The sequence below is a fragment of the Brucella sp. RRSP16 genome, from assembly GCF_052246815.1.
In the GTDB taxonomy this organism is placed as follows: Bacteria; Pseudomonadota; Alphaproteobacteria; order Rhizobiales; family Rhizobiaceae; genus Brucella; species Brucella intermedia.
Window position 1 is genome coordinate 34,777 of sequence record NZ_JBQQAM010000016.1, and the last position, 26,018, is coordinate 60,794.

Consider the following 26,018-nt stretch of genomic DNA (forward strand, 5'->3'; position numbering starts at 1 on the left):
TATGACGTCTGGGAAATTTGCGACGGTTGGAAAACACGAACCTGTTTTATCCGTTCGAGGACTAACTACCTCCTTTCTGGTCGACGGCGCATGGAAACCGGTTGTCGATGATGTTTCCTTCGACGTTCATCCGGGAGAAACCGTCGCAATCGTCGGCGAATCCGGCTCGGGCAAGAGTGTTACTTCGCTGTCGATCATGCGTCTTCTGCAGAAGGATACGAGCCGCATCGAAGGCAGTATAAGCTTGGCCAGTCGGGAGCTTCTGACGCTCTCGGAAAATGAAATGCGCCGCATTCGCGGCAACGAAATTGCCATGATCTTTCAGGAGCCGATGACAAGCCTCAATCCGCTCTTCACAATCGGCGACCAGATTTCCGAAGCATTGCTCTGCCATTCGCAAATGTCGAAGGCAGACGCGCGTGCTGAGACGGTCCGCTTGCTGGAAAAGGTCCGCATTCCGTCCGCCGCGTCCCGCTTCGATGAATATCCGCATCGTTTTTCGGGCGGTATGCGTCAGCGCGTCATGATTGCAATGGCTCTGGCATCGAGACCCAAATTGCTGATCGCCGACGAACCGACCACGGCACTGGATGTAACCATTCAAGGCCAAATCCTCGATCTTATCAAAACGTTGCAGGAAGAAGAGGGCACTTCGGTTCTTTTCATCACGCATGATATGGGCGTGGTGGCCGAAATATCGGATCGTACTGTTGTCATGTTTCGCGGAAAGCAGGTTGAGACAGGACAGACGGCCGATATTTTCAGGCAAAGCAAACATCCCTATACGCGAGCACTTTTGTCGGCGGTTCCTGTACTGGGTTCGATGCAGGGCTATCAACGTCCTCTACGGTTTCCGATAGTAGACGATGCGACCGGGCTCGCGGAAAAGCCGGCCGAGGTGGCGGATACCGTCGACAACATCGATGTTCCGGTGTTGGAAGTGAAAGGTCTGACAAAACGCTTCGAGATTTATTCAGGCTTCATGTCTCGCCTGAGCGGGCGTGTCCATGCGGTGGAAAACGTGTCTTTCACTCTGCGCAAGGGGGAAACCCTTTCGCTGGTCGGCGAAAGCGGTTGCGGGAAATCGACGACCGGGCGCGCCATCATGCGATTGACCGAACCGGACTCTGGTGAGGTTCTGGTGGAAGGCCAGAATATCCTCAGCCTCGGCAGGCAGTCCATGCGCGAGATGCGCCGAACTGTTCAGATGATCTTTCAGGATCCTTACGCGTCGTTGAACCCGCGTATGACGGTGGGAGCCGCTATTGCGGAACCTTACATTGAACACCGGTTGGGAAGCGCAAGGGATGCGAAGAATGTTGTCGCAGACATGCTGGAAAAGGTCGGCCTGACGCCGGATATGGCGAAGCGCTACCCGCATGAATTTTCCGGCGGGCAAAGACAGCGCATCTGTATCGCCCGCGCGCTTGCCCTGAAGCCCAAGGTTATCGTTGCCGATGAAAGTGTGTCGGCGCTGGATGTCTCGATCAAGGCTCAGGTCATCAACCTCATGCTGGATCTTCAGGAGAGCCTTGATCTGGCGTTCCTGTTCATCTCGCATGATATGGCCGTTGTGGAGCGTGTAAGCCATCGCGTAGCGGTAATGTATCTGGGCGAGATCGTAGAAATAGGGCCGAGGTCGTCGGTCTTTGAAAACCCCCAACACGACTACACACGCAAGCTGATGGCGGCGGTTCCGGTCCCTGACCCTGACCGACGCAAGACCAGGCTTTCAAGCGAAGGGGGAGAACTCAAGAGCCCTATTCGTCCTGCGGATTTTGTCGTGCCTTTGCGTGAATATCGCGAGGTATCGCCGGAGCACTTCGTGGCGTTGTAGGGCAGGTGATCTTACGAGTGGACTTATGATTGATCCGGTGCTGCCCTCGTTGCCCGACTTAATATGATGTGGGATAACTGCTTTCGATGAATACTATCCGTAAGTGAAGGAGGGCAAACGGAATTGAAGAGAGCTCCATCGCTTCAGAAAGCGCCGTAATCCCACAGTCTCCGCGGAAATATCGAAATCGATCCTGACGGGGTGTCAATAGTACGTTGATTCGCCAGCGTTCATGATGCCAGAAACATATATGATGGAGACGCTCAGAAGTTTTGGCGAGTTAGAGGCTACAACACATTGTTGTGGAGGATAGAAGCAAAAATGTAATCTGGCGCGCCATCGTCAGCGGTCAGATCGAACCCGGAATGAAACTCCGAGAAGAGCAGTGTTCGACGTTATTCGAACGGTGGTACGCAAAATCCTTGTTGCCTATCAATCTAGCCACTTATGTTGCGACGCCAGGCCAGAAGGGTGGGTATAATCTGTCCGAAGCTGGAAATGCTTTAGTAACCGCGCCTAGGCGAACGAACCCATCGCGCAGACACGGTTGCTATGGAAAGCGGTAGATTGTAGCCGCTAATTGGCCCAGCAATAGCCAAAAGCGCAGCCGGAAATGGTTACTTTCTGGGATACTGCGAAGGGGTTTTCATTCGCAAGCGCGATGCGGATCAACCGAGACCGGTCACGTGGACGGAACATGTTCTGGAACTCCGCGGGCAGGGCATCGGCAACGGTCAATATAGTTTCGATTTTACCCTTGGCAGACTGTGCTCCACCGGAAACATTCACCGTCATGCCTTTGCGGACATTGAACAGATATTCATCCGGCAGGTATGCGAGAATATAGGATTCTCCGCCATTGATCTGCATAAGCTCGTCACTGAACTTCACCACCTGGCCTGGAAGCGGCACCTTGGCACCCACGGTTCCTGCCATGCTGGCGCGCAGGAAACCCTGATCATAAATCCCATTCAGTTTGTCCATCGCCTGACGATAGATGGCACGCGATTGCTGAAGGAGCTTCAGTTCGTTTTCCGTAGCTGCCTTTTCGCTTTGCAGTTGGGCAACACGTTCAGCGGCTTGCAGGCTGTTGCGAAGTGCGTCGTCCTTGGCAAGCGAAGACACGATGCCTTTCCCTGAAACGGTATCGAACTGGCTCGAAGTGCCTTTCGTTTCGCGTGCGGTGCGCTCAGCCAGAGGGAATACAGCAGTGATGGAGTCGAGTTTGCCTTGAAGCTGCCCTTCACGGATAGCGAGATCGCTGTCCCGGAAGGCGATATTGGCGAGTTCCTGAATCATCTCGAATGACTCAATGCGCGCAAGCTGCGTACCGGCCTGCACTACATCACCTTCCTTGACAAAAACCTCTGTCACCTTGCCTGGATAGTTGGCGCTAACCAGGTAGCGCTCTTTCAGGACAGTGCCATCGATAGACAGGACGAACATGTTGCCGATGAGGTAATAAGCGAGCGAACCCAGAAAAACGAAGACCAGGCCGAGATAGATCATACGCCCGAGTTTTCCAGAGGACGAGCGCTTCTGAGCATCGAGAACATCGATGCGAGTTTGTTTGCGTAGACGTTTCACTTGATTTTCCGTTTTTACCAGGGACGTTGCATGCGGACTTTCACCGGTGTGTAATTGTCACGGTGAGAGCCGGAGAACACCCATTCGTCGATATAGGCAATGAGTCTGACGGGGCGCATGACATAAGTCATGAAAAGGGAATAACCCGGCAGGAACAAGAGGTTGCGCAGGAAAACATGCCGACCCGTACACCAGGCGGAAGCTGCCAGAATGAGCACATCGATCGCCAGCAGACCGATCTGCATTGCGATCAGGATTGCTGGTGTGAAGGAGCCATACTGGATGAACAGCCAGACCAGATAGACCGGGAAGATAAATGCTCCCACGACGTTGAAGAGCAGGAAATCCCATTGATGGACGGCCTCGGTGATCCGGAATGCGGGCGATAGCGGGTTCATCAGCTGAACGTGCTTGCGATAGCGAATCCAGATCGCGTCGCGTTCCCACCGCAGGCGTTGCCGTATGTACTGATAAACAGTCGTAGGCACATCGGTATAACACACCGCCTCGGGGGCGTATTCGATCCGCCAGCCCTTCAGGCGAAGTCTGATGGTCGTATCCAGGTCTTCCCCGCCGCCCACATCAAAGCCACGGATGTCGTCCAGAGCCTTGCGCCGGAAAGCACTGAAGGCGCCTGAGGCGCAGACGACCTGATTGACCGCGCTGGCAATGCGCTTGCCGACTGCAATAGATTGCAGGTATTCGATTTCCTGAAATTGGCTGATAACACTCGCATCGCTGTTGCGAGGAGCGATATCCCCACAGACGGCGCCCACTGCAGGATCGGAAAACGGCCTCAGCAGATATTCGAATGCGTATCGGTCGAACGAACAGTCACAGTCGACATTGATTATGATATCGCCCGAAGCGTAGGCGCATGCCAGATTGATGCCGCTGGACTTGCCGCCGCGCAGACTGGTGGATAGCACTTTCGTTGCCAGTCCCTGTTTGACGAGGGATTGGGCAACCTCGACCATGCGGTCGGTAGAACCGTCGCTGACGATGACGATCTCAAAGTTCTGTATAGACTGCTCGTGCAGAGAGCGGACGCAAGCCTCAAGTGCATCTTCCTCGTTGTGCCCCACGAGAATGACACTGACGCTGGGATGCTCGCTGGCCGTGCCGTCTTCTTCGATCAGCGCCTCGGCATCCGGTGAACGCATGGCCATCCCCGCCACGAGAAATGGCAGGATGTAGCGTGGAAATTCGAAGATCAACGTGTACCAGAAGACCGACATGATACTAAGGGTCGTCTGGCTCAGCAGAAATGCGAAGCCCAGTTCCAGCGTGTTCACGGTCAGCCTCTTCCGAGACGTTGTTTCACCGTCAACACGGGAGACAGCTTGACACGTAGGACTTCCTCGCTGCTTCGCACGGTGTCCTGCAACTCCCGCTCAAGAACCGCATCAAAGCGTTCTGCCAGAAGATAGGCCATATCACCATCTACAAAGAGCGAAGCGGCAACGCCCAAACGGTTACGCAGATTCTCGAAAAAGAGATCGCGGGACTTGTCGAATGTGGGGCGGCCATTGACCGAGATTACCTGTTCGCCATCGGCGAACCGAATTTCCGCGAGGGCTGCATTCGCACCCGCGGATGCATTGATGCGGTCGATCTCTCTTTGCAGCGGAACTGGTAAAGAAGGGCCGGTCACGGAATGCCTGCCCTCCAGAAATGCCGCACCGGCGTCCGTCAGGAGATAGCTGTGGAGATCCACTTGCTGGATTGCTTCACCATCCGTACGGGCATTGCAATCCAGACAGACGAACCCGACTTCGACTTCCGACGATGTGGCTTCACATGTGTTGCAAGTATACGCTTCGCCCGGGCGATCGTAGTCCTTCCCGTAGTTGCGAAGCTGGCGCTGGCATTTGGGGCAGACCAACGACATTCCCTGCCGGAATTGCTCTTGCGGCAATATGGTCGCACAATGGAAATGATGAATGAGCGGACTTTCGCGCAGATCGGCCGAGCGGCAGGATGGGCATTCCTCGCGGACGGACAGACGGCGCGAGTGGCAGTTTGGACACTCGTGCAGCCGATCGAAGAAACGCCGTTTCAGGAACCCGCGCAACACAAGGCTTTCGGCAAGCGGAACGATCTTTCCGGCCGAGTAGAATCCCGGATAGCAGACGGCTTCCGGTGCCAGCGGATAGCGCATTGCTCGCAGCTCTTTGTTCGAAACGTACATGTGCGCCAGCAATTGGATCTCGGGGTCCACCGACTGACGGAACTGCAGGGGCAGTGCGTCCCGCTGCTGACGAAACTTGAGGATACGCCGGGCGGTTTCTGTCCAGGTCCGGGGCTCTTGCAGGTCGAAATGCGCGTCAGCAAAATCGCCAGCACGCCCCTTGAGGTCTATCAACGGGGACTGAAGTGAGCCGACAAAATCGCGAATGTTGTGCAGAGGCGACGAACGCCGCTCGTCGGCGAACAGAATGGCATCGACATGCCCGTCTGCGTCCGTGTTGAATAGCAGGCCGAATATCTCGTCCAGATGTGCAGGCATACGGGGAAACCAACGGGCGGTAGGTTTCCACGTCAGGCCATTGTCGTGCCAGACAGCGCGGATCTGGTTGGCAAGTTGCTCGGGGGTGGCGAACCCGCCATGTGCCAGACGTTCGTGGCCATTCGTAGGAAGAGTCATTCTGAGCTCGTAGTGATTAACGTGATGCGATTGACCGGGGCCTCAGAGAGGCTCCAGTTCTGTGACGGCTATTGGGACATCCAAGATGAACCGAGCCTGAACATGTTCCTGAAATGCGTTGTTCCCCCTTTTAGGGGGAGAAATCGCAGACCTCATATAAACAGCAATCGGAAAAAGCAATGGGGTGAATGTGGCGATTATGCAACTTTTAGTGGGCCGCGTTTATCCACGGTAACGATCCGCTTCAGATAACGTCCAAATTGAATGAGAAGGTGAGGTGAGAACGTCTCGATAGACAATTCTCTAAAGTCACCGGGACCAACCGTCACCGGATTGGAACGACTGCGAAAACCTCATTGCCTTCACGGACTCCTGCTCTCCTCAAAAACCTAGCGCCTTGCGTTCGTAATGAGAGTGATTGAACGGGCTGCGGCCGTCACGAGGGGCGCATATTTCTCTTCTGCTTCTTCTGGCGTATAGCGGCTGCGAGATACAGCAATATTGATTGCGCCATAGGGATGGCCCCGAGCGTCCAGAATAGGCGATGCGAAGGAAAGATCGCCGTGGAAATATTCCTCAAATGCAGTTGCATAGCCCTTGGCTGCGGCTTGCTTGAGCTTTGCATTCAACTCGTCGCGATTCCATGTGGTGTGGGGTGTGTAGGGATGCAAATGAGAGCGATCCAGCACTGCGTTCGCTTCATCTTCCGACAGGGCCGAGAGGATAGCAATGCCGGGTGCCGTGCAATAAGCCGGTAGACGCATGCCGGTGACGACATCGTTGTTCAATACATGGCGGCTCATGAATCGCTGGACGAAAACGATGTCGGTCTCGTCCAGAACGGTCAGGTTTACCGTCTCTTCTGTGGTTTTGCTCAGGTGAAGAAGATAAGGCGTACCCCGTTCGACGAGCACACTGGCGCGGCTGTAATGGTAGCCGAAGTCCAGCGTCTTTACGCCCAGTTCAAAACGCTTCGTTTCGCTACTCTTGGTCAGATAGCCCAGTTTGGTGAGCGTATAAGTGAACCGCTGCGCCGCTGAAATATCCAGCCCGGTCTCTTCCGCGATCTGAGACAGGCTGAGAGTTGGCCTGCTGCCATCAAAGGCCCGCAAGACACGAAATGCTTTTTCGACGGATTGCACGAGCAGTGGATCGCGATCATTGCCCACGCTTTCATTGACTGATTTCACTGACTTTTCCGCTTTGCGTACCATCAAAAACTCGCCTGAGATAATCGTCGTTTAATAGCAGAATTATCAAGAATCTGAAAAGATGCTTGACATTATAATACAATAAAATCACTATAACATAATAGTTATTGCAATGCAATAAAAGATTTGTAAGCGCATAACCCCAAAGGGAGAACACAATGGATCGCTTTATCCTGACTGAGCGTCGAGGCGAGGTCGGCATCATCACGCTCAACCGTCCGCACATCCTCAATGCGTGGCACAGCGCGATGCGCCGCCAGCTCATCGAGGCTTTCGATGTGTTTGAAGGCGATGCTGATATCCGTGCGATCATTCTGACCGGGGCCGGCGACCGTGCGTTCAGCGCAGGTCAGGATCTCAATGAAACCCGGACGTTCGATGCCGAGCGCGGCAAGGAATGGGTTGGCGAATGGGAGCGTCTTTATGATCGCATGCGTTCGCTCTCCAAACCACTGATCGCGGCGCTCAACGGTGTCGCTGCCGGGTCTGCCTTTCAGGTAGCGCTTCTCTGTGATTTCCGTATCGGCCATCCGGCCGTCCGCATGGGCCAACCGGAGATCAATTCCGGCATCGCCAGCACCACCGGCCCGTGGATCATGCGCGAGATCATCGGTCTTGCCCGCACCATCGACCTCACGCTGAGCGGGCGCCTGATGGATTCAGAGGAATGCCACGCCATCGGAATTATAAATCGCATCGTCGATCAGTCCAAGGTCCTGGATGAAGCTGTCGCGCTCGGACGGGAACTCGGCGCCAAGCCGCCGGTAGCCATGCGTCTCAACAAGCAGCGTTTCCGCGAAATGACGGAAGCAGGCTTCCGCGACTGTCTGGCTGCGGGATCGCGCATCCAGAAGGAAGCCTATGCATCGGGTGAACCGGCCCGCATGATGGAGCAGTTTCTCGCCGAGCGTGCGGCCCGCAAAGCTTCCTGACCAACCAATGTCCGTTCGCCCCAAAAAGGGGCGGACGGTTTGATATCGCATACCGAATGACATGCCGGAGGGAAAAACAATGAAAAATGGGAAGACGATTACAATTCATCGCCGGAATCTGCTGAAGCTCGGAGGCGGGCTCGGCATGGCACTTGCTGCCCCGGCCATCCTTACGCGCCGGGCTTCAGCCGCGGAGCCACTGACGGTAGCCGATCCGGGTGGACCTTACAGCCCCGGCTATCGCAAGGCATTCTATGATCCCTTTGAGAAGGCGACGGGGATCAAGGTGGTCAATGTAGCGCGCGATGCCGAACCTACGGCGCAATTTCGCGCCATGGTCGAGACCGGTTCCTATAGCTGGGATGTCTGCACGCTGACACTATCAGCACGCGATATTCTCCAGAAGCGTGATCTGCTCGAGCCGATCGGTATTGTTGCCGCCGATGCTCCGGGCCTGATGCCGGATTCGCTGACCGAAGTCTGGCTCGGTGTAGATGTCTATTCAACGATCATGGCCTATCGCACCGACCGATTTGAGGATGCGACAGCGCCAAAATCCTGGGCGGACTTCTGGAACGTCGAAAAATTTCCGGGCCGCCGGTCGTTGCGCAAGAACCCGATCGATACGCTGGAGCAGGCATTGCTCGCGGATGGCGTTCCGCTCGACAAGCTCTACCCGCTCGATATCGAGCGCGCCTATGCCAGCCTCGAAAAGATCAAGCCGCATGTGGATGTATGGTGGACGGGCGGCGCCCAGTCAAGCCAGCTTATCCAGAGCGGCGAAGTGGACATGATCGCCTTGTGGAACGCACGTGCGCAAGCCGTCATCGATGGGGGCGCTCCGGTGAAAATCGGCTGGAACCAGGGCCTTTATTCCATCGAGGGTTGGGGTATCCCCAAAGGATCGCCGCGTGCCGATATCGCACGTCAGTTCGTCAAGTTCTGCACCGATCCGAAACAGCAGGCGCTGTTCACGGAATTTCTCGCTTACGGCCCGACCAACCTGAAGGCCTACGAGCATATTCCGGCGGAACGGGCATCGTCGTTGCCGACCTTCGAAGCCAATCTGAAACAGATGAGCATCGCCAGCGAAGACTGGTGGAGCGCCAATCGTTCGGAAATGACCGAGCGCTTCAATGCCTGGATACTTGGCTGAGCTGCACTTGAGCAAAGCTGAACCTGGGCGACCCATGCGGTCGGACTGACTACGCAATATGAAAAACAAAAGATGGAGCAGCGGCCGACGAGGTCGCTGGCTCCGGGTTTAAGGGGAACGACATGCTTGCCAAACCCGAACAGGGTCTTCAGCCGAAACTTCTCGTTGACGGACTATCCAAGCGCTATGGCGAAACCATCGCGCTCAAACCGACAAATATTGCGGTGAAGCCGGGCGAGTTCTTGACGCTTCTTGGACCCTCGGGGTCCGGCAAGACGACGCTCCTTCAGATGATCAGCGGTCTCGTTCTGCCGAGTGAAGGCCGTCTCTTCATCGATGGCAGGGACGAAACGGATACGCCGGTACATAAGCGCGATATCGGCCTTGTTTTTCAGCATTACGCGTTGTTTCCGCATCTTACTGTCGAGGAAAACATCGCCTTTCCGCTAAAGATGCGCGGTCAGAAGTCTGCTGACGTCAAGGCTCAGGTGCAGCGCACGCTGGATATGGTGCAGCTTGGTCATCTTGCCTCGCGATTCCCGCGTGAGCTTTCGGGTGGCCAGCAACAGCGCGTGGCTCTCGCCCGCTGCTTTGTCTACCAGCCTTCCATCATTCTCATGGATGAACCCCTGGGAGCGCTCGACAAGAAATTGCGCGAGCATATGCAATTCGAAATCAAGCAATTGCATCGCCAGACAGGTGCCACCATCGTTTATGTGACCCATGATCAGGAGGAGGCACTTGCTCTTTCGGATCGTATTTGCCTGATGAACCATGCAATGGTCGAACAGATTGCGCCGCCGCAAGAAATTTATTCCCGGCCCACGTCAGCCTTTGCCGCAGACTTTATCGGGATCTCCAACATATTTCGCGGCAATATCGAAACCGGCAGTGACGGTCGCCCGCACCTTTCGACCAATAATGCGAAGCTTCTTCTTGATAAGGCATGTGACCTTCACGATGGCGAGATGGCGCTGGTGGTACGGCCTGAACATATGGAACTCGGCGATGCTGGCGCAAATCGTGTTCGCGGCCGGGTAGCGGAAGTGGTCTATGCAGGTTCTGAAACGCGCGTATTGGTGGATGCTGCCGAAGCGCGCCTACTGACTGTACGGGTTCTGCCGGGTCGGCCTATCCCTGCGCTTGGCGAAAATGTTACCCTGAGCTGGCAGCCGGAAGCGGCTGTTCTGGTGACGCCATGAGTGTTGCTGCAGTTCCTCAGGCGGGTAAGACACGTGCTCGCTTCCGTTTCGGTCCGCTTTGGCTGGTCGCGCCGGGACTTGTCTTCCTGATTATTTTCTTTCTGGTGCCTGTCGCGCGGCTGATGGGCCTGAGCTTCGAAAACGCGGACACCGGTGCGATTACGGGAGCGCATTACACGCGAATTTTCGACACGGATGTGTATTTTCGTGTTTTGCTTATCACTTTTCGCATTGCGGCCCTGACCACGATGTTCTCGCTTCTGTTCGGCTATCCGCTCGCCTATTGGCTGTCGCGCCTGCCGGAGCGCAAGCGCGGCATGATGATTTTGCTGGTCATGGTGCCGTTCTGGACGAGTTATCTCGTGAAGAGTTTTGCGTGGGTTATTCTTCTCGGACGCACCGGGGTTATCAATCAGCTTGGTCTCGGTTCGGGCGTGATAGGCTCGCCGTTGGAAATGTTACACAATGAGTTCGGCGTCATGATAGGCATGGTTCATGCCATGCTGCCGCTTGCCGTATTGACCATGCTGCCGGTCATGAGCGGGATCGACCGCAGGCTTACACAGGCTTCGGGCACGCTGGGGGCGGATTCGGCCAAGAGTTTCTGGCTGGTTTATTTCCCGTTGTCCCTGCCGGGCGCGGCTGCGGCCGGTCTCCTCACCTTTATTTCTTCCCTCGGCTTCTTCATTGTTCCCGCCCTTTTGGGCGGACGCCAGCAGACCATGCTCGCGCAATTGATTATCGTCCAGGTGCAGGAAATCCTGAACTGGGCCTTCGCGGGTGCGCTGGCTGCCATGATGCTGGTCGCGGCCCTTGTCACATGCTGGGTCTATGATCGCGTCTTCGGCCTTTCAAGCCTTTCAGGTGATACGGGAGCTGCACACAAAGGCAAGAATGGTATTCTGCGAAATATCGGCTTGCATATTCTGGAAATCAGTGCACTTGCGTCCAGCCGCATTGCAATGGCTGTCCGCACTTTGCTCGGACAAGCCATCACGAAGCGTCTATTGGGAATTTACTGCTTTCTGTCCTGCGCATTTCTGATGTTGCCGACGCTGATCGTGATCCTGATTGCTTTCACCAGTTCGCAGTTTTTGGAATTTCCGCCTCCCGGTTTCAGTCTCGGTTGGTTCCGCGCCTATTTCACCTCCGATCTCTGGTTATCCGCAACCGTGCGGTCGTTCGGCGTGGCTTTTGCAACGGCAATCCTCGCGACAGTCATCGGCGGCTTTGCTGCGCTGGCGCTGGCACGCTCGCGGTCCCGTTGGGCCGGGCTGATCTTCGCATTCTTCCTCGCTCCCATGATCGTTCCACGTATCGTTATCGCGGTCGGCCTGTTTTATCTGTTCGCCCAGATCGGCCTTGTGGCCACGAATACCGGTCTCGTGATCGGTCATACGGTACTGGCCTTGCCCTTTGCCTTCGTTGCGATTGCGGCAATCCTGAAAAATTATGACTGGCGTCTTGATCAGGCCGCAGCAACGCTCGGCGCGAACAAGGTACAGGCGTTGCGTTTCGTGACCGTTCCGCTCATCCGTAGCGGTTTGACCGCGGCATTTCTTTTCGCCTTCATTACCTCCTTCGATGAACTGACGGTGGCGATCTTTGTCAGCGGGGGCATAAAGACCACTCTGCCCAAACAGATGTGGGACGACATGATCCTCCAGCTCAATCCGACGCTCGCAGCGGTATCAGTCGTCGTATTCCTCATCGTCACAACACTTCTTCTGGCGGCGGAAAAACTCCGCCGCTCCTCCTGACCAAACAGAGTGCCTCCCATGACTATGAAATTTGAAGGCTTCCTTGGAAGCTTCCTGACCAAGGCTGCGCAAAAGCCGGACCAGAACTTTGCACTTTTCAATGGCCAGCCGATCACGTTTGCCGCCATTGACCGTCAATCGGCGGCGCTTGCATCGCATTTCAACGCTCGTGGGCTGAAGCGGGGTGATCGGGCCGCCGTGATGATGCGTAACTCAGAACTTTCGTTGACGGTGTTGTTCGGCCTTGCCCGCGCAGGCATCGTGTGGGTGCCGGTCAATGCGCAGCAGCGGGGCGACGGGCTCCGCTATATTCTGGAACATTGTGAACCTGGCGTGGTCATCTGCGACCCGGATGCGCAGGAAACGATCCGCGAATGCGGTGCGGAAATACCAGCGCATGCCTTCATCCTGACTTCGGGGGAAGGATCGTTGCAGGATATTGTCGCTCAGGATGCGTCGGGCCCAGCCGACGAATTGCCGGTGGCGGACGACCTCTTCGCAATCATGTATACGTCCGGTACTACCGGGCGGCCAAAGGGGGTACTTGTTACCCACGGGATGATGCGTCTTGCTGGAGAAGCGGTACGGCAACTGACTTTGGTGCGTCCGGGCGACGTATTTTTTGTCTGGGAGCCGCTTTATCACATCGGTGGTGCGCAGCTTATTGTTCTGCCGACGCTGGAAGACGTCACACTTGCGATGGTCGACCGGTTCAGCGCCAGCCGCTTTTGGACACAGGTCCGCGAATATGGAGCAACGCATATCCATTATCTGGGCGGCATTCTGCAAATTTTGCTGAAGCAGCCGGAGAGCGCTTCCGATCGAGATCACCCCGTACGCATCGCCTGGGGTGGGGGGTGCCCGAAAGAAGTCTGGCCGTTTTTCCGTGACCGCTTCGGGGTGGAAATGCGCGAATGCTACGGCATGACCGAAGCCTCCAGCATCACCACCTGCAACGATAACGGAACAGTCGGTGCTGTCGGCAAGCCAATGCCGTGGTTCACGGTCGAGCTTCTCGACGAAACAGGAAAGCCGGTGGCTGACGGTGAGAAAGGTGAGATCGTTGTGCGGTCTTCCATCGAAGGCGCGTTGTTCCAGGGATATCTGCACAACCCGGAAGCGACTGCAAAGACATTGCGCAACGGCGCGCTTCATACCGGCGATTCCGGTTCGTTCGATGCGGATGGCAATCTCTGGTTCCATGGTCGACTGACCGACAGCGTACGCTGCAAGGGCGAGAACGTTTCGGCATGGGAAGTCGAACATATCGCCGGAGCCTATCCATCGGTGGAGGATTGCGCGATTGTCGGCGTTGCCGCCGAAATCGGCGAGCAGGACATAAAGCTGTTCGTCAAGCCGAAATCCGGCTGCGAAGTTGATCCGGGGGCGCTTTCGGAATGGCTGACGAGCCGTCTCGCGGCCTATCAGAACCCTCGTTACATTGCGGTGGTCGAGGAGTTCGAGCGCACACCCAGCCAACGCATCATGAAGCACAAATTGTCAAGGGACCTTGACGATTGCTGGGACCGATATGCGGTCGCGGGTCGGTAGCCAAATCGCAAGCGGCTAATCATAAGAGCGGGAAAACGCTGAAAAGTTGGCCTTCGCGGATTTCGCGAAGGCCATGACATTTGATCATGGACGATCAAGAACTCTTCGCAGCCTCGTGTTCGAGGGCTGTCAAAATCCCTTCCGACTGCTTGCGCGGGATTGGCCACCCACGGGCGCACGATCTGGCGATGTTACCAAGTGCTCACGAGCGACTTGGTCATGATCCCGAATCGTACAGGCCCTATCGCCGACAGACCAATTTTGCTGCGCCCCGTAGATCGTTAATTTCCAGCCGATGCTACGGCGTAATCATGTCTTATCTTAGAGCGCATGAGTTTACCCGACGAGGTATACGGTAAAGACCTTGGTGCGACCAACTCAACCCTGGCAGCCAACCCTATCCCCGAACTGACGGCAGATTGAATTTTGGAGATCAGAGAGGTTTCCGCCTTCGTTTCTTCTGCAATGCGTTCGACAAGAATTACTACGGTCTCTTCAGTGCCGGTTCGGGGGGCGACGATTGCTGCGACAGATGACGAGGCGCATTCAGGCAAAGACATAACAATGCGCTCGATGTCTTGCGGCCAGATATTTCGTCCATTGACGATCATCATCTCTTTATGACGGCCAGTGACAACCAGATTGCCGTTCAGGCGAAATCCCATGTCGCCTGTGTCGAAAAAATCCATCGGAGAGACCATAAAGCTATCTGAACCGTTCCTGTAGCCTGAGAACATGCTCGGACCCCGTATATGGATATGCCCGACCCACCCTTCCGGTAAGTGTCGACCTTCGCTATCGGTCACGACAAACTCATGATGTGTCAGGGCGGTACCGCACACGGCGAAGTTCGAGCTTGCTCCATTCGCGCGCGCAGTCACCCTTCCATCCTTTTCTAGCACCGCCCGGTCACAGAAGGTTACCGTAAGGCCCCGGTTAAAGGTAATCAAAAGCGCAGATTCAGCCATGCCGTAGCACGGTGTGAACGCTTCGGGGTTGAACTTTGCCTCACCCGTCGCCTTCGCGAAGAGATCGAGTTGATTGGTATCAATCATATCCCCACCAATTCCCGCAATGCGAAGCGCTGAAAGATCTATGCCTTCGTCACAACTCCTCAGTCTTAAAGCCGCCAAGCGATACCCAAACACAGGCGAAAAAGTGATCGTTGAGCGGTTTTCCGTCATAAGACGAAGCCACAGAACAGGGCGGCGCGCAAATGTGTTCGGCGAGATGTAATCGACGCTGGTCTGTGCAAAAAGCGGGGCTATGGAAAATCCGACCAGACCCATGTCATGATAAAACGGCAACCATGAAAAGGCCCGGTCATTTGTTCCTATGTTTATGCAGTCGCCAAGGATACCGCGAACATTACTACGCACGGCGCGCTGGGATATAATTACGCCCTTTGGATCAGCTGTTGAGCCGGAGGAAAACTGAATATAGGCCAGGGCATCAGGCCCGAGAGGGGCCAGGTATTCTTCGCAGGTTACATAGTGCAACTCGCTAAAACTTATAACCCGCACGCCTGCGGAGCGCCAGATTTTTGCCAGATCCATCAAAGAGTCAGGAATACAGAGCAACTTCGCGGTAGCGGCGGATACAAGGGCAGCTATCCGTTCCACGAACGCGTTGCGTCCGCCGAGAAAAATCGAGTGCGGCAATGGGCAAGGTAGCAGGCCCGCATATTGACAGCCATAGAATATCTCCAGAAACTCTGGGCAGGTTTCCCCGATGATTGCCACGGTGTCTCCCGTTTCAAGCCCCAGCGCATGGAGTTTTCCACTCATCGCAATAGCCTTGGCACGAAGATCCCTATAGCGAAGTGTTCGAACGAGCTGACCGGTTGAACTGAAAAACGAGAGCCCTGTTTGTCCCTGCGACGCATAGTCGAGTGCTTCCACGATGGAAGAAAAATCACCTGCGCGTTGTGGGAGTGATATGTTAGCGGTCGGCAGTGGCTTCAAACTGTTCAGGATCGTCTGGCTCATACCAATTCGAGCCCCGAACGTTGGGATTGAAACAGTTGATCGGACGTCAGATCGAACGCAATCTTGGCGATGGCAAGGGAACAGACTATCGTGTCGCGGGCGATCTTCTGCAAGCTGGGTAGTATCTCGATCTCCTTCCCGCCCTTTGCATGGATGCGCAAAAGCCCCGCTGTTTCCGCAGCCTGAAACAATTTCTGTACGTGTCCCCGCGAAACGCCAAAGGTACGCGAGAGCCGGAAAAAGGGAAGCGATATGACTACATCGGGGTGATCGGTATAGCTGTTGGACGCTTGAAGTATTTTCAGCAAAATCTCGTATCCGGCGTCACGCCTTGTGAACACCACCATACATGGGCTTCGCTGTCTGATTGGAAAGCTCAGAGAATAAACATGTAATGCATATGCCGATATCTGCGCGATAGCTGCCCGATCCGATGAAAGATGCCCGTAAGCGTCTTCAAAAAGCAGGTTGAGCGGACGTAGATAGGGTTGCAGACCAGAATATGCACATTTCTCAAATTTCAGCGTTGGTGTGAGCAGGTTTTCTCGCAGATCGGTCTGCGATCGCTGACCCGTCAAGTATCCCGTATGGATTGCAATATCGACCAGTGAGGAGACACGATTGGGCGTGGCAATCGCATATGTTTTTGCAAAGGACTGCAGATGGGCTTTTGTGAAACTTTTAACAGTCCCTTCGTCAAAACCGAGCGCAACGGTCTTCAGGGCAAGAAGATACTCGATATCTTCGGAGGCCAGCTTTGTAATGAACTCGCTTCGGGCGAAGCCATTCAGATAGCTGTCGATGTGAACAGTCAGAGCCTCGTTCAGATGCGGATGTTGCCGGAAAACCCGCACTTCATCATACAAGATATTGGAAGACACGGAGTGACCCCTCTCGCTATGACTAGCCTTGTTTCCGCCCCCACTTGATTTCTACTGCACCTTTGGATTCACAAGTTCTGCTGCAACTGTCAGTCGAGAATGCGCGCAAGATCCGCAACTGACTCCATTTCCAGCAACTGTATCGGATCGACTTCCCGCCCTGAAACATTTTCAACTTCGAGCACGATCAATTCGAAGGTCAAACTGTCGATTTTCCCAAGCGAGGCGATATCTGCGTCAGATCGGATGCTTTCTTCGGGAATGAACAGGCATTTGGCCAGAATGGTCCTGGCCTTGTCCAGTGAGTTCATATGCGGTCTCCCGATGTTCCCAGATCAACCACTTCCTGCGGATCGACTCGATGGCGTTTCCCCGTTTTGGGATCAGTTCTGTATGAAGCGAATACGAGAACATCCAGCCGCCGCCCGTCGGGTGCTCGAGCCTCGTGCCGGAGGCGGGCCTCAAGAACAAAGCGCAAGTTTTGCTTGAGATTGAACAGCATCGAATAGTTTTTCGCCAGAACGCGGGCTGTAATTTTTTCGATGTCGCGATTATCGTAAAAATAATCCAGGACGCCATCGATTGTTTCCCACATAACACCGGCGCCGCGATGTGCATCGTGTCCAATCGCCGTAGTGATGACGCCGACTTTATGCTGCAGGTTCACGTCAAGCGTGTAAAACCCGATAAGCAGATTGGTTTTCCGAGAGAAAATACCCAGCATATAATTATGAACATTATCAAAGCCTGCCACAAAGCGGCGCAGTTTTTCGACATCAAAATCGAGATCTGCAAGATTAAGACCGCGAAGGATGTCCTCTTTGCTGAACCATGACAAAAAATCTCGGGTTACATCCGAGGGAAGAAGGCTTCGAACGCAATAATTCTTGCTTTCGCTGACAATGAAATCGCGTCTGTTTTGCCCGAACGCAGGCGCGGCACTTTCCGGGCTCAACGCCACGATCAAAGGCCTTTTCGGAAGCAGTATCGTTGCCATTTCCAATCATCCTCAAATGAGGCTGGGCAAACTTGCCCTCTTCATCGCCGCGTTGGCGTCAGACTTCAATTACTGGAAATTAAGGCTATCCTAAACGTGCAGGACGAACACGTAAAGAAGAATAGCTAAACGAATTAACCTTTCCACGTTTATTGACAGCTCATCTTGTCGCCCATAACATAGTAGAACATTTGAGGCGTGTATAATCTGATTGGTAAGAAGATGATGCCCGAATGATAAATGCCCGGTACAGCCTTTTCCTGCGATTGTTGATGCGTCATCGGCGACGTGTATATATTTGTTCTTTAACAATTATTACTCCGTGTCTTACCCTCAAAGGCGGCGGCTGAGATGAGCGAAGCTTCCGACTTTGCCGCACGATTGTATGCTTTGGCGCGAAGCGATAACGGCGAGAATGTAACGCTTGAGCTCGGGGGTGTTCCGGTCTTTGTTGTGCAGGATCTGGATAGTGCGCATTATATTTTGCGGCACAACGCAAGTAACTATCTCAAAAGCATGGACTGGTTCCGTCAGGCGCTTGGCGCTTCGCGTTTTACGGAGAACGGGCCTGCCTGGGCAGAACGACAGGCGCTGTCTCAGCCGTTCTTTTCCCGGTTTGACCGGGAGAAGACAGTCAGGGCTTCCGTGACCGCGGCGCGCAAGGCCCTGGACAAGCTGTACCGTCACGCGAATGAGGGGCGGCAAACGATAGATGATGCAGTGCTCAGGTATCTGGCTGCTTCCGTGATGCTGGAGGTGTTCTTTGATGTTGATCTCGAAACGTCCGGTGTCGAGCCCGAACATATCGCCTATCTTGTAGGATTCGGCTCGGAATATTCTTTCGTTCCTGCCAGAAACAACATTGCCTTCTCCAATGCTGAAATCACGCGGTTTCTGGATATCCGGTATAAGGTTCTGCACAGCATGCAGACCTTCCGGAACGGTGATGTTTCAGAACAAAGTCTTCTCGGCAGAGTTCGGAAAATGGATGCCGATGGTAGCCACGGCTTTCGACTCGAACATGAAATGACGATGTATTTTGCAGCCGCCAGCGAGACTACAGCAGCAACGCTGGGATGGGCGATGTTCTGCCTGTCGCGCTGGCCGGACATCCAGACCAGACTGCGGTCAGCTTGCGAACTGCTGCCGGACCTCGATGAATGCCTATGGGATAATATCGAAGGAAGCGAAATATTGCGCAATTTCGTTCTGGAGGTCTTGCGTATGTTCCCGTCTACGCCGGTTATTGCGCGTCGCGCAATTGACGAAGACCAGATTGGTGGCCGGTTCATAGCCGCGGACGAACAGGTCCTGATTTCACTCGTCGGCATTCAGCACAGCCGCAAGATCAATCCCGATCCCTGGAAGCTGGATATTGAAAGGCCGGCGCCTGGCGGGGCAAATTTTGGTAATTCGATTTCTTTTAGCACTGGTCCGCGTGTATGCGGTGGAACACGATTTGCACTTGCTGAACTGATGTCCGTGCTTCTGACGTTCATTCGAGAAGCCAAATTCGAAGCGACATCCCCGGACGAACCCAATTTTCTCTTTCGCACTCAGCTCATGAACGAGGGTGGGCAGCCCGTTTCTGTATCGCCACTGCGGTCCGGTCGGTCTTATGGAAATGGAATCTAGAGCTATCCTGGAGATTACCTATTGATAGTTCTGCCAATGCCTTTGTGAGAGCAGCGCCAGCTGCGCCGCTTCAAGAAAGCCGCTGAGAAACCAGTCATAGACGGTGTTGGACGACAGTGCCCGAAATGTTGGCTCGCTGATTGTATAGAGATGGCTTCTTCTCTGCCCATGCTCTGATGGCTGGCTGAATTCAACAAGACTTGGCGTAAGGAGGCCTTTGTTGCGAAGCGCCTCGGCAAATAAGGATGCCCGCCGTCGCCCCTCATGTATCTGTGCGGCGAAACCAGCAATCTGGTGCAGCAAATTTGTCGGTTGCCCCGCTTCATCAAATAATGGGAGAGCCGCCGCATTTTGCTCCAGCGGGACCACCTGTCCTGCAGATGAGTCGAACAAGAGGATACCGGCATCCTGATCTGGAAGTTTCTCCAGCATAAAGGGATAAAGCTGGTAAACCGCCGGCAGATAGGCATTTGCACCGGACGCAACAGGCGAAAAAATTTGCTGCCCCCGTCTAACCTGCCCGATTATCGCGACTGGAAATACTGCATCATCGTTAAAGAACAGAATAGGATAGCAGCGCGAAATATCGGCAAATTCCGCCAGGGTTATCGGTGCAAACAGATTTGGTGTTTTCATCGTGCTGGTGGACCTGATGAAGCCATGGTGGCGATGTTGCTCTGCACACAGAGCAACAGGCACTTCAAAAGTCTGATAACGTTCTGAACTGTTCAAGACACCAACTCTCCACGAAAGTTGAAAGAATCACACAAATCTGGAGCTGCTCAAGTATGCGGCGATGGATCAAAATAGAGAACCACTAGGACTAGATAGGAACAATACGAACATCGCTACTTCAATGAACTCTACTCGATTTTTATCGGGTTTTAGCAATCGCTTATATTTTAAATTTTTTCACTTTGCCTATCATCTCCCCAAAATCAGTCGGATGGCGTCGATTTGTGACGCCAAAGGAGGGGTCCTTGCCTGATTTGCAGACCAGACACACGCGGGCGGTCGCCGCTATTTCCAGCGACCGTTTCCATAAGTATCTCATGACCTCTGCGGCCGTTGCCCTCATCAGCATCGTTGTACCCTCGTTTGCGGCGGCTAATGAATGGACGGGAGCGATCAGCAATGATTTCTTCGAACCGGGCAATTGGGATGATGGAGCGGGTCCGCAAGGCGATAGTTCGTCCGTCAATAATGGCAGTGCCATTGGTACAATCGATGTTACGATTGGCTCGGGAGGGTCGGGGGCGGGCACTATCGGCGGGGCGGCGGGACAGGCTGGTGCTGTACGTCTCGACATAATAACAGATCCGGCCAATCAATATAACTCCGCCAGCATCTATTTTGGAAATTCGCTGGTTGTCGGCACGAACCAGGGAACGGGAACGCTCACGGTTTCAACCGATGGCAATGCGCAGATTTATATGGGCGCCAATGCCGTCAGTATCGGCAAAGGGGTTGGTAGCGAAGGCACCGTGAACCTGCTCGGTACAGGAAAGAACCTTTCCGGTCGTCCGGAGGGGCCTTTTCCTGCAGGCAGTTCATGTTACGCATGCAGTCCCAATTTTACTTCCTATGTCTCTGAAGGCTACAAGATCGGCACACAGGGCGGCACGGGAACCCTGAATATAGATGGATCGGTCCTCATTCTCGAGCAGCGGGGTGAATTTGTTGTCGGCGATGGTGCTGGCAGCTACGGAACGGTCAATGTCCTTGCGGGCGGTAAGCTAGGTGATGGCAGCCCTCATTTTAACGGCAACAACATCAACACGCTCTCCAGAGGTAAACTGACAGTTGGGCGTGACGGCGGTAACGGCACCATAAATATTGACGGTACTTCTGCGACCAGCCGTGCAGACGCGGCACTTGCGCTGTTTTCAAAAGGGCTCGTGATCGGCAACGGGCAGGGTAGCACCGGGGCTGTAAATATGCTGTCCACAGGCAAGGTGCATAGCTATATCAACTATGATATCGGACAAAGCTATCCGAGCTATGGCACGCGTGCTGACCTCGATACGCGCGTTGGGGTCGATGGTGGGGTGGGTTCCATAACTGTTTCCGGCGCGGGCGCCGTCTGGTACCAGTCAGGCATACTCGACAGTTATCTCGGGTCGGGTTCGGAAACCGTGACGAGCGACGCAGCAACTTTACGAATTGGCGAAAGCGGGACCGGACAACTGACCATTGCCGAAGATGGCGTCGTGCGCATCGGCACGGCCACGTTTAACTCTGAATACGACGACACGATCTATCAGGAGCGCACTGGCCTTACCGACCATGTTGCCAACGGCACACTCCTGCTTGGAGGTGAAAACAGCGGCAATGGCACGTTGAGTATTGGCGGGGCAGCAAGTGCGGCGCCAACTGCGCCAGGTCGTTTGATGGCGCACGCAGTCGAGTTTGGACCAGGTACCGGGCTGGTCCGTTTCAATCATACGGCAAACAACTACATCTTCGATCAGTATGACGCCCAGTATTTAGATGGACCGTCACGGCCTTCGACAATAATCCTGGAAGGAAGCGGAACCGTAGAAGCTGCCGCTGGTCGCACCCTTTTGAATGAAAATCAAACGGCGTTCACGGGAACGCTGCGCCCCAGCACTGGTATTCTCCAAGTCAACGGCAATATCTCAACCGCCACGGCGGATATCCTGTCTGGTGGAACGCTGGAAGGCACCGGAATTGTTGGCACTACCACGAATGCCGGCACGATCGCGCCCGGTCAAACGCCCAGTGGTACCCAAGGGGTGGCCGATTCAATAGGCACATTGACGATCAGCGGGAATTATATTGGCAGCAATGGTGTGCTTTCGCTGGATACTGTTCTCGGCAACGACCAATCGCTCACAGACAGGCTGATCGTCCAAGGCGACACATCGGGCCAAACCTCGGTAAGAGTGAAAAACGTGAACGGTGAGGGTGCTTTGACGACTGAAGGTATTCAGGTCGTGAATGTATCCGGAAATTCCGGCGGCGAGTTCACACTGTTGGGACAGTATATTTTCGAAGGACAGCCCGCTGTTGTCGGAGGGGCTTATGCCTATCGGCTCTACAAAGGCGGATATTCGACGCCCAACGATGGCAACTGGTATCTCAGATCGCAACTGATACCTGTGGATCCCGGTCCAGGTCCAGGTCCGGGACCGGATCCAGACCCGGGTCCCCTCTATCAGGCGGGTGTACCCACATATGAGGCCTATCCGAATTTCCTGCTGGGGCTCAATGGATTGCCGACGCTGCGGCAACGAGTGGGCAACCGCTATTGGAGCAACGCAGGCAATGTAATGTTGTCGGAAGGAGCCGACGCGATTGATTCACCTTATGCTCCGCCCGAGGAGGCCGGGAATTTTATAGAAGGGAACGGTATCTGGGGCCGCATTGAGGGGTCTCACACGACCGTCGAGTCGCGTTTCTCTACATCCGATACCGATTATCGTTATAATATGTTCCGCTTGCAGGCGGGGCTAGACGGTATGCTGGCGGAAAATGAATCGGGCAAGCTGATCGGCAGCGTGATGCTGCACTATGTAAGAGGCAAGGCCAAGACGAGTTCAATCTATGGCGATGGCGAGATATCGACTGATGGCTACGGTTTCGGTGGTGCGCTGACGTGGTTCGCAGATAATGGTTTTTATGTCGACGGACAGGCGCAGGCGACTTGGTACGACAGTGATCTGGACTCCACGTTAACTGGTCTGGGACTCGAGGATGGCAACAATGGCTTCGGCTATTCTCTCTCAATTGAGACCGGCAAACGGGTTGCAATTGATCAGAACTGGTCAGTGACGCCACAAGCTCAGTTGGTTTATTCCAACGTGGATTTCGATAGTTTCCGGGATATTTTCGATGCATCCGTCAGTCTTGACCGCGGTGAAAGCCTGCAAGGGCGTTTGGGAGTTGCCGTCGAGCGCCAGCATTCATGGTATAGTGAGAAGGGTCTCGTAAATCGAACCCATGTTTATGGCATAGGCAATCTCTATTATGAGTTCCTGAACGGCACACGTGTCGATGTCGCAGGCACCAGCTTCGCCAACAGCAACGAACGCCTTTGGGGTGGCATCGGGCTGGGCGGTAGCTACAATTGGGATGGCGATAAATATTCGATCTATGGAGAGGGTTCAGTTAACACCAGCTTGGCCGAATTCGGTGATAGTTACAGCTACAAGGGAAATATCGGCTTTCGCGTAAAGTGGTGATCAGCGGATTTATCGCTTCAGAGCATAGGCTCGCACACCCCGGGCCCGGAGGCGTCTGCATATCTTTGAGGCGGTCAAGAGAAACCTTCTATGAGTACCTCGACCGCGTTTCAGAGGGGCTAAATACCCCCAATTGTCTTCGTGGCTGGCACCACCAAAGTTTTGTCCTGGAACATACGCCGCAGCTCGCTGTTAGGGCGGTGAGCGAAAGAAAGGACAAGCCGAAATGGAAAGACAATATCCACAGCCGCCGTTCGAAACCCAGCACCAACCCATGCCCGGTTACACAGAAAAGATGAATCCGACGCCCGACCATGGGGAAACTTCCTACAAGGGGTCGGGCAAACTGGAGGGGTTGCGGGCGATTATTACAGGGGGAGACAGCGGTATCGGCCGAGCTGTGGCGATAGCATATGCACGCGAAGGCGCGGATATGCTGATCGCCTATCTGGAAGAAGATGAAGACGCGCTCGCCACCAAATCACTCATTGAGAAAGAGGGCAGAAAGGCTGTCCTGATGAAATGCGATATCCAGCATGCACAGGCTTGCCGCGATGTGGTTGACCGCGCTGTGAGCGAGCTGGGCGGCATCGATATTCTGGTGAACAATGCGGCTCATCAGGCAAGTTTCTCGGCGCTCGACGATATCAGCGACGAGGAGTGGGAACTGACGTTTCGCGTCAACATCCACGCGATGTTCTATCTGACGAAAGCAGCCATTGCTCACATGAAACCCGGATCTGCGATCATTAATACGGCTTCCATCAATTCTGATATGCCGAATCCGAGTCTGCTGGCCTATGCAACGACCAAGGGCGCGATCCAGAATTTTACCGCGGGACTGGCGCAGCTTCTGGCGGAAAAGGGCATTCGCGCCAATGCTGTCGCTCCCGGGCCGGTATGGACCCCTCTCATTCCCTCAACCCTTCCCGAAGATGCGGCACGAAATTTCGGCAAGCAGACACCTATGAAAAGGCCTGCCCAACCGGCAGAACTTGCTTCCGCCTATGTCATGCTGGCAGACCCGCTGTCGAGCTTCACTTCGGGCGCCACCGTGGCTGTCACCGGCGGCAAGCCGCTCCTGTAGCGGGATGCATCTGCCTCCTGTGGCAGGCGCATTCCACCGCTATTTTTTTGGATCGATCAATGCCAGCCCCAGTTCCGGTCGATAGGTTCGTATCATGGTGCTTGCGTTTTCCTTGATGATCACCTCCAGCGTTGGGCGGACTGTCGCTTCCATCAGATGACCGCCTTTCGCCTCCCCACTGCGCATCCCAACAACGACATGCAAATGCAGGCCGGGCCTTCCTTGTTCATCCAGCGCACAATCACCGAGCAGGCTGAGCACTTCGCATTGTTCGTTGATCTCGATCCGGTGATAGTCCTGTCGTTCAAGGTCGAAAAATCCCAGCGTCGCTTGGCTGAAAGCGCCGATCCCGGTCAACGAGGCCGCAGTGAGGGCCTGTTTGCGGACAAAACGTTCAAGCGTTGCAACCACGGCTTCTTCGGGGGCCAGCACGACGATGAAAGTGCGCTGGCTTTCACCTTCTCCCAGCACTTTGAACTGCATTTCCTGTCTCCTGTTCCTGGGTTTCGGAAACGCAACCACCAGCGAGGCAAAAGGTTTCAGTTCGCTCCAACCTGAAGAGACAACCGAATTTGTTGGAGATTTTTTGGAAGACCGATCCTAATCCTGCATCGGCCCAATGCCCTGCATCAGTCGCGCGGATTCCCTTTCCGGCCAGCCATAGGCGTCCCGGGCGTAGCGTTCCAGTTCGTGGCGGTTACGAATAAAAACCACTCCCCGTTCTGACTTGATCAGGCCCAATCCCTCAAGAATGTGAAGGGAAGTCGTGACGCTGGGACGACGAACGGCAAGCATGACTGAGAGGAATTCGTGGGTGAGAGAAATTTTATGGCCGGATATTCGGTCATCGCACATCAGCAGCCAACGGGCTAAGCGTTGCGTGACGCCGTGAATGGCGTTCGAAACCGCTGTATAAGCAAGCTGAATAGAAAAGGCCTCGATGGATCGGATCATGATCTTCGAAAAGTTGCGGTTTCCTTCCATCCACCGGCGAAACTTGTCATAAGGCATTTCGTAGCCTTGCGCCGCGACCTGCACGAGGACATCATATGAACTGGTTTCGACCCCCGCGATCGCGGAGGTCGGAATATATCCGTCACATCCGAAGATTCCCGCTTCTGCCCGGCGTCCTTCCGCGGTAGTAACGACAATTGAACCGATACCCGCCGTGAGGAAATAGACCTTCTCGATCGGCTTTCCCGTTTTCGCGAGTATCGTACCGCGTGGGAGTTCCGCATATGATGTCTCGCGGATGACGTTCTCGTAGTCGGACGGAGAAAGCAATGCCAGAAGCTTATTGGCCCTGGCATCTGTCGGCTGAAAAGACATCGGGTGCACCTCG

General features: G+C 54.6%; 20 protein-coding genes. 9 read left to right on the forward strand and 11 right to left on the reverse strand.

The genetic code is table 11. From position 1 onward, the window contains the following. The first annotated feature begins 1 nt into the window (after position 1). A complete protein-coding gene (locus tag ACS5UA_RS20350) occupies positions 2-1,837 on the forward strand; it encodes an ABC transporter ATP-binding protein (RefSeq protein WP_112702263.1) in 1,836 nt (611 codons plus the stop codon). Positions 1,838-2,413: 576 nt separating this feature from the next. Here the strand turns inward: ACS5UA_RS20350 and ACS5UA_RS20355 are convergent. The 4 genes from ACS5UA_RS20355 to ACS5UA_RS20370 form a co-directional block, all read right to left on the reverse strand. After that, positions 2,414-3,424, reverse strand: a complete 1,011-nt coding sequence (locus ACS5UA_RS20355) for an HlyD family secretion protein (protein WP_112702264.1) — start codon at positions 3,422-3,424, stop codon at positions 2,414-2,416. A gap of 14 nt (positions 3,425-3,438) precedes the next feature. Then, entirely contained in the window at positions 3,439-4,719 is a 1,281-nt protein-coding gene (locus tag ACS5UA_RS20360) for a glycosyltransferase (protein ID WP_025089631.1), read from the reverse strand. Positions 4,720-4,721: 2 nt separating this feature from the next. Further along, positions 4,722-6,071, reverse strand: a complete 1,350-nt coding sequence (locus tag ACS5UA_RS20365; RefSeq protein ID WP_112702265.1) for a TackOD1 domain-containing metal-binding protein — start codon at positions 6,069-6,071, stop codon at positions 4,722-4,724. 389 nt (positions 6,072-6,460) lie between these two features. Next, the gene (locus tag ACS5UA_RS20370; protein ID WP_043714541.1) at positions 6,461-7,285 is read right to left on the reverse strand and encodes an IclR family transcriptional regulator; all 825 of its coding nucleotides are present in this window, start codon (positions 7,283-7,285) and stop codon (positions 6,461-6,463) included. Positions 7,286-7,440: 155 nt separating this feature from the next. Here ACS5UA_RS20370 and ACS5UA_RS20375 point away from each other — a divergent pair, with 155 nt between their 5' ends. The 5 genes from ACS5UA_RS20375 to ACS5UA_RS20395 all read left to right on the forward strand — a co-directional run bounded on the left by ACS5UA_RS20375 (position 7,441) and on the right by ACS5UA_RS20395 (position 13,883). Further along, the gene (locus tag ACS5UA_RS20375) at positions 7,441-8,214 is read left to right on the forward strand and encodes an enoyl-CoA hydratase/isomerase family protein (protein ID WP_021588355.1); all 774 of its coding nucleotides are present in this window, start codon (positions 7,441-7,443) and stop codon (positions 8,212-8,214) included. A 79-nt stretch (positions 8,215-8,293) separates the two neighbouring features. Further along, positions 8,294-9,370 (forward strand): ABC transporter substrate-binding protein, encoded by a 1,077-nt coding sequence (locus ACS5UA_RS20380; RefSeq protein ID WP_112702266.1) that lies wholly within the window; start codon positions 8,294-8,296, stop codon positions 9,368-9,370. 122 nt (positions 9,371-9,492) lie between these two features. Further along, positions 9,493-10,572, forward strand: coding sequence for an ABC transporter ATP-binding protein (locus ACS5UA_RS20385; RefSeq protein ID WP_112702267.1), 1,080 nt, complete (start codon positions 9,493-9,495; stop codon positions 10,570-10,572). Beyond that, positions 10,569-12,332 carry an ABC transporter permease subunit gene (locus tag ACS5UA_RS20390; protein ID WP_443101734.1) on the forward strand — a complete coding sequence of 588 codons (1,764 nt, stop codon included), beginning with the start codon at positions 10,569-10,571 and terminating at the stop codon, positions 12,330-12,332. The genes ACS5UA_RS20385 and ACS5UA_RS20390 overlap by 4 nt, the downstream gene beginning before the upstream one ends. A gap of 18 nt (positions 12,333-12,350) precedes the next feature. Beyond that, positions 12,351-13,883: an AMP-binding protein gene (locus ACS5UA_RS20395; RefSeq protein ID WP_420703425.1), complete on the forward strand. Its 1,533-nt coding sequence runs from the start codon at positions 12,351-12,353 to the stop codon at positions 13,881-13,883. Between the two features lie 281 nt (positions 13,884-14,164). On the opposite strand, the gene ACS5UA_RS20400 is transcribed toward ACS5UA_RS20395, so the two are convergent. The 4 genes from ACS5UA_RS20400 to ACS5UA_RS20415 form a co-directional block, all read right to left on the reverse strand. After that, positions 14,165-15,871 carry an AMP-binding protein gene (locus tag ACS5UA_RS20400; RefSeq protein WP_112702269.1) on the reverse strand — a complete coding sequence of 569 codons (1,707 nt, stop codon included), beginning with the start codon at positions 15,869-15,871 and terminating at the stop codon, positions 14,165-14,167. Then, a complete protein-coding gene (locus tag ACS5UA_RS20405) occupies positions 15,868-16,752 on the reverse strand; it encodes a hypothetical protein (RefSeq protein ID WP_241084677.1) in 885 nt (294 codons plus the stop codon). The genes ACS5UA_RS20400 and ACS5UA_RS20405 overlap by 4 nt, the downstream gene beginning before the upstream one ends. Positions 16,753-16,841: 89 nt before the next feature. Further along, positions 16,842-17,063, reverse strand: a complete 222-nt coding sequence (locus ACS5UA_RS20410; protein WP_112702271.1) for an acyl carrier protein — start codon at positions 17,061-17,063, stop codon at positions 16,842-16,844. Then, entirely contained in the window at positions 17,060-17,749 is a 690-nt protein-coding gene (locus ACS5UA_RS20415; RefSeq protein WP_112702272.1) for a GNAT family N-acetyltransferase, read from the reverse strand. The genes ACS5UA_RS20410 and ACS5UA_RS20415 overlap by 4 nt, the downstream gene beginning before the upstream one ends. Positions 17,750-18,100: 351 nt before the next feature. On the opposite strand from ACS5UA_RS20415, the gene ACS5UA_RS20420 reads away from it, so the two are divergent. Continuing rightward, positions 18,101-19,384, forward strand: coding sequence for a cytochrome P450 (locus tag ACS5UA_RS20420; RefSeq protein WP_112702273.1), 1,284 nt, complete (start codon positions 18,101-18,103; stop codon positions 19,382-19,384). A gap of 18 nt (positions 19,385-19,402) precedes the next feature. Here ACS5UA_RS20420 and ACS5UA_RS20425 read toward each other — a convergent pair whose 3' ends face one another. After that, positions 19,403-20,116, reverse strand: coding sequence for a SapC family protein (locus ACS5UA_RS20425; protein ID WP_112702274.1), 714 nt, complete (start codon positions 20,114-20,116; stop codon positions 19,403-19,405). Positions 20,117-20,364: 248 nt separating this feature from the next. Between ACS5UA_RS20425 and ACS5UA_RS20430 the strand changes: the two genes are divergently transcribed. After that, positions 20,365-23,589 carry an autotransporter family protein gene (locus ACS5UA_RS20430; RefSeq protein ID WP_273772844.1) on the forward strand — a complete coding sequence of 1,075 codons (3,225 nt, stop codon included), beginning with the start codon at positions 20,365-20,367 and terminating at the stop codon, positions 23,587-23,589. A 226-nt stretch (positions 23,590-23,815) separates the two neighbouring features. Beyond that, positions 23,816-24,676, forward strand: a complete 861-nt coding sequence (locus tag ACS5UA_RS20435) for an SDR family oxidoreductase (protein WP_112702130.1) — start codon at positions 23,816-23,818, stop codon at positions 24,674-24,676. A gap of 39 nt (positions 24,677-24,715) precedes the next feature. Here the strand turns inward: ACS5UA_RS20435 and ACS5UA_RS20440 are convergent, their stop codons facing one another. Continuing rightward, positions 24,716-25,159, reverse strand: a complete 444-nt coding sequence (locus ACS5UA_RS20440; RefSeq protein WP_112702131.1) for a PPC domain-containing DNA-binding protein — start codon at positions 25,157-25,159, stop codon at positions 24,716-24,718. 117 nt (positions 25,160-25,276) lie between these two features. After that, positions 25,277-26,005, reverse strand: a complete 729-nt coding sequence (locus tag ACS5UA_RS20445; protein ID WP_112702132.1) for a Crp/Fnr family transcriptional regulator — start codon at positions 26,003-26,005, stop codon at positions 25,277-25,279. Between the last annotated feature and the right edge of the window lie 13 nt (positions 26,006-26,018).

Bases quoted from the DNA above. Each gene is read 5' to 3' on its own strand.
- ACS5UA_RS20350 (WP_112702263.1), top strand. From the start codon at position 2: ATGACGTCTGGGAAATTTGCGACGGTTGGAAAACACGAACCTGTTTTA.
- ACS5UA_RS20365 (WP_112702265.1), bottom strand. From the start codon at position 6,071: ATGACTCTTCCTACGAATGGCCACGAACGTCTGGCACATGGCGGGTTC.
- ACS5UA_RS20370 (WP_043714541.1), bottom strand. From the start codon at position 7,285: ATGGTACGCAAAGCGGAAAAGTCAGTGAAATCAGTCAATGAAAGCGTG.
- ACS5UA_RS20375 (WP_021588355.1), top strand. From the start codon at position 7,441: ATGGATCGCTTTATCCTGACTGAGCGTCGAGGCGAGGTCGGCATCATC.
- ACS5UA_RS20380 (WP_112702266.1), top strand. From the start codon at position 8,294: ATGAAAAATGGGAAGACGATTACAATTCATCGCCGGAATCTGCTGAAG.
- ACS5UA_RS20385 (WP_112702267.1), top strand. From the start codon at position 9,493: ATGCTTGCCAAACCCGAACAGGGTCTTCAGCCGAAACTTCTCGTTGAC.
- ACS5UA_RS20390 (WP_443101734.1), top strand. From the start codon at position 10,569: ATGAGTGTTGCTGCAGTTCCTCAGGCGGGTAAGACACGTGCTCGCTTC.
- ACS5UA_RS20395 (WP_420703425.1), top strand. From the start codon at position 12,351: ATGACTATGAAATTTGAAGGCTTCCTTGGAAGCTTCCTGACCAAGGCT.
- ACS5UA_RS20400 (WP_112702269.1), bottom strand. From the start codon at position 15,871: ATGAGCCAGACGATCCTGAACAGTTTGAAGCCACTGCCGACCGCTAAC.
- ACS5UA_RS20410 (WP_112702271.1), bottom strand. From the start codon at position 17,063: ATGAACTCACTGGACAAGGCCAGGACCATTCTGGCCAAATGCCTGTTC.
- ACS5UA_RS20415 (WP_112702272.1), bottom strand. From the start codon at position 17,749: ATGGCAACGATACTGCTTCCGAAAAGGCCTTTGATCGTGGCGTTGAGC.
- ACS5UA_RS20420 (WP_112702273.1), top strand. From the start codon at position 18,101: ATGAGCGAAGCTTCCGACTTTGCCGCACGATTGTATGCTTTGGCGCGA.
- ACS5UA_RS20435 (WP_112702130.1), top strand. From the start codon at position 23,816: ATGGAAAGACAATATCCACAGCCGCCGTTCGAAACCCAGCACCAACCC.
- ACS5UA_RS20440 (WP_112702131.1), bottom strand. From the start codon at position 25,159: ATGCAGTTCAAAGTGCTGGGAGAAGGTGAAAGCCAGCGCACTTTCATC.
- ACS5UA_RS20445 (WP_112702132.1), bottom strand. From the start codon at position 26,005: ATGTCTTTTCAGCCGACAGATGCCAGGGCCAATAAGCTTCTGGCATTG.